The sequence below is a fragment of the Wolbachia endosymbiont of Mansonella ozzardi genome, from assembly GCF_020278625.1.
Lineage (GTDB): Bacteria > Pseudomonadota > Alphaproteobacteria > Rickettsiales > Anaplasmataceae > Wolbachia.
Genome location: NZ_JADAKK010000074.1, coordinates 1 through 3,536, shown reverse-complemented (window position 1 = coordinate 3,536; position 3,536 = coordinate 1). Strand labels below are relative to the sequence as shown.

At 34.8% G+C, this 3,536-nt stretch carries 4 protein-coding genes; all 4 read right to left on the bottom strand.

The window, feature by feature from the left end; all coding sequences use genetic code 11:
* Window positions 1-275 precede the first annotated feature (275 nt).
* The 4 genes from map to IHO40_RS05435 all read right to left on the bottom strand — a co-directional run bounded on the left by map (window position 276) and on the right by IHO40_RS05435 (window position 3,333).
* Complete coding sequence (gene map / locus IHO40_RS05450) at window positions 276-1,058, bottom strand: type I methionyl aminopeptidase (protein ID WP_225537124.1); 783 nt, start codon at window positions 1,056-1,058, stop codon at window positions 276-278.
* A gap of 863 nt (window positions 1,059-1,921) precedes the next feature.
* Window positions 1,922-2,065 carry a hypothetical protein gene (locus tag IHO40_RS05445; RefSeq protein ID WP_225537123.1) on the bottom strand — a complete coding sequence of 48 codons (144 nt, stop codon included), beginning with the start codon at window positions 2,063-2,065 and terminating at the stop codon, window positions 1,922-1,924.
* Between the two features lie 812 nt (window positions 2,066-2,877).
* Window positions 2,878-3,066 carry an ankyrin repeat domain-containing protein gene (locus IHO40_RS05440; protein WP_368666785.1) on the bottom strand — a complete coding sequence of 63 codons (189 nt, stop codon included), beginning with the start codon at window positions 3,064-3,066 and terminating at the stop codon, window positions 2,878-2,880.
* Between the two features lie 102 nt (window positions 3,067-3,168).
* Window positions 3,169-3,333 (bottom strand): hypothetical protein, encoded by a 165-nt coding sequence (locus IHO40_RS05435; RefSeq protein WP_225537122.1) that lies wholly within the window; start codon window positions 3,331-3,333, stop codon window positions 3,169-3,171.
* Window positions 3,334-3,536: the final 203 nt, after the last annotated feature.

Below are 3,536 nucleotides of genomic sequence, written 5' to 3'. Positions count from 1 at the left end.
TATACTCTTTTAAAGAATGTTCGTACAGCTGTGCTCTTGACTCTGGAATCTAGGATACTACTTTAGTAACAAATATTTAAGAAACTTACTAACGAAAAAAGGCAAAAAAACCTGTTAGCTAATTATTCACTATCTATCTAATAGTATTGACGTTTTTTGATGTCTGAAACGACTTATAAGAGCGTTTTAGCTTGAAGCCCGAAGTTTAAAAGACACACAGTGCACATAATGCGAAAAATTAAACATAAAATGCCAAACAAGAGAGTTCGAAGAATCTAGCTATAAGGCGGGAAATGCCAATTCTTAGGCGATAATGTGAATACTTCAACACTGTCTTTTGTTACCCCAAGCGTATGCTCAAACTGCGCAGAAAGTGAAAGGTCACGTGTTGTTACTGTCCAGCCATCTAGCTTGCTAAGCAGAGTTTCATGCTTTCCAGCGTTAATCATTGGTTCTATTGTAAAAAACATGCCTTCCTTCAAGACAAGAGCTTCATCTTTATCATAAAAATGCACCACATTTGGTAGAGCATGAAAAACTTTTCCTATACCATGTCCACAATAGTTACGTACGATAGAATAGCCAAAACCTTGAATATATTTCTCTATAGCAAGCCCAATTTCATTTAACTTATTACCAGGTTTAACCTGTTTTATCGCTTCCATCAATGCTCCATAAGTAGCATCACACAAGCGTTTTGCTTTTATTGATGGCTTACCAGCCCAAAACATACGACTTGTGTCGCCATGCCAGCCATTTAAAATTACCGTGACATCGATATTTACAATATCTCCATCCTTAAGCGGCTTATCATCAGGAATGCCGTGACACACTACAGCATTTTTTGAAGTGCAAATCGATTTGGGGTACCCTCTATAGTTCAATGGTGCTGGAATTGCGCCTGCTTTGACTATAAAGTCATGACATAAATCGTTTAACTCGTTAGTTGTTACTCCTACTTCTACATGTGGTGCAATGAAATCAAGAGTTTCAGCTCCTAACCGGCCAGCTTTACGCATAAACTCAAATTCTTTCTGTGAATGTATAGTTATGTCCATATTTTCCATATGTTATTGTAATTATCATACACATTTTTGTGCAGAATTACAGCTTTGTTTATAGCCTGCCATGTCATCAAAGTAGTTCCCATAGGTTCTATAGTGTCAAACATATAACCGCATGAACATTGTGATTTGAAAACAGGGAGAACAGAACTAAAAAACTACTTGACAAGTTCCTCCAATATTATAACACTGAAGCTATTATTTTATCTTCAGCCCGTACAGACTAAACAACAAAAAAACTCAATGTACTTGGCGTACTGTTGTTTAATTTTTTGCACTGTGTACACCTCATGCCTTTATAAACTTTCAAGGTTTTTACCTAGTATAAGCTAAAATGTGTTTGTTAAAGCGTTTAAGACAGTAAAAAAATGACAATTTAAAAGATAGATAGTAAATAACTAGCTAACAGGGTTTCTTTTACCTTTTTTTTATTTGGTAGGTTTCTTAAATATTTATTGCTAAAGTAGTATTATGGATCCCAGTGTCAGCTACTTGGATGACAAAAAAGGGGGCTGATCGGATAACAACATAGAGGTTGAGATAACAAGAAATGAGCTACTTGGACGACATCATAGAGATTCGGGTGACAAAAAAGAGCTATTTGAGGACACCATTATAAGGTGATATTGAGACGCCATTTGTTATAAAAGCAAATGGTTGTACATTACACTTTAAAACCCAGGCTGTTGGCCAGTACCGTTACAAATAGAAACATCGTAGAGCTTATTTGATACTACACATGCACCAATTCCAGCTATCAACGTAGATACAACTATCGCCAGCGCAGGTAGTTGAAGTGAATAACAGGCTAAAGCTGTTGCTAACGCAGTAATAACACCAATAGCAATTACAATCTTTTATTTTCTAGAAAATATTGGTGGATCTTTTGCTTCTTTCTGAGAGTAAACACCAGAATTAAAGGTAGAACGTACGGTTACCATAGGTTTGTTATCTGTGTAACTAGTATCAATTATCTCATTTCCTGTTTTCTTTACCAGCATTGCCTTTTGTTTCTTCTTACCATGATGTTTTACAGTATCCTGACCATCTTTATTAAGCTTTTATGCAACACGCACTTCTGTTATGCTGCCTTTCTCTTTTTTTGCTTTATAGTCGGTTCACTGCTAACTCTTGGTTCACTTTAAAGCTCTTGTTTTATAGTTTCTGTGTTGCTCTTGATATAGGAAGACATTTTGTATGACAAGATTTTCACTTTTGGAGATGATAGATCTTTGATTATAGAACTTTCTCTAAGCAAAGAAATAATCTTATCAAATAAATCATAATATCTAAGAGAATTACCTTCAATTTCAATAATAGGCCATACTGTTCCTTGAGAAAACTATTGCTCACCTCACCTTCGGCAATAGCACCTTATAATGACGAACTTTATGCCTGGTATTTCAAGTATTTGGGATATCACTCTGCTACAAACTTGAAGGCCCCTTATACTAACTGGTCCATTTCCTTTTATAATACTAGCAAATGATCTAAGTCTTTATTCTGTTCACCACCTCAAATAACTTTCTGTAGTACTCTATTAAATCCTTTTGCTCCTCTAAAAACTTTTTTATAGGGGTGACAAATTCTTTGTCCTTTACCCTGCAGATATAGAGCTGATTCTCAATATTACTTTCAGGAGTGTAGAAGCCCGTGTTCTGAGTATAAATATTAGCCCCATATTTTATAAAAATTTTTATTAAATCAATAAGTTGTTCTTTGAAAGCTTGTTCTCTACCTAATCAAATGATTGACAAATAAGCTGATGTAAAGCAATGTTTCCTCTATTATCCATCACCTCATTAACGGTTGCTCAATTTTCTAGTAGAAGTTTTGCTGACTCTGCGTTGAGACTCTCATTAGAATAACGGCATGCCATAAACAATGGAGTTCTTGAAGTTGTAGCATCATTATTTACTGCATTTGGATCTGCTCCAGCGTCTAACAGTAACTTTACTACTTCTTTATTTTTATCTCCTTCGGTGCAAATAGCACTGTGCAAAGGAGTTCCATTTTTCCTACATTTAATTGCGCTATGTAATAAAGTTTTCTCTATAATGTCATTACAACTATCACATAACTTGAACCTAAAACTTGGATTAAACTAACTATTTTTCCACTCTTCATATACAGTACTAAGATTTTTTCTTAGCTGATTTTTTATTTCCTCATAAATTTCAGTAGAGTCAACACTACCAGAACCAATGTTATCACTTATTTCTGCAATTGTACCGTCAAACTTTTCGAATTGAGACTCATGTGGTACCATATTATTATAACCCTATGATAAAATTATTTAATTATACAATAAAGTTAAAGAAAGTCAAATCGCTGCTTTGTAATAAATTTTATCAGAGCCGCTAGGTTTTTTAGTTGCCGTGCAATAAAACTTACTGGGGTCCAGGAAAAAGGACGGTGTCATTCCAGCAGTTGATACTAGGATCTACTGTCTAAAACATCAAGATAGAAATT

Coding starts and splice junctions, on each gene's coding strand:
- map (WP_225537124.1), bottom strand. CDS start 1,058: ATGGACATAACTATACATTCACAGAAAGAATTTGAGTTTATGCGTAAA.
- IHO40_RS05445 (WP_225537123.1), bottom strand. CDS start 2,065: ATGCTGGTAAAGAAAACAGGAAATGAGATAATTGATACTAGTTACACA.
- IHO40_RS05435 (WP_225537122.1), bottom strand. CDS start 3,333: ATGGTACCACATGAGTCTCAATTCGAAAAGTTTGACGGTACAATTGCA.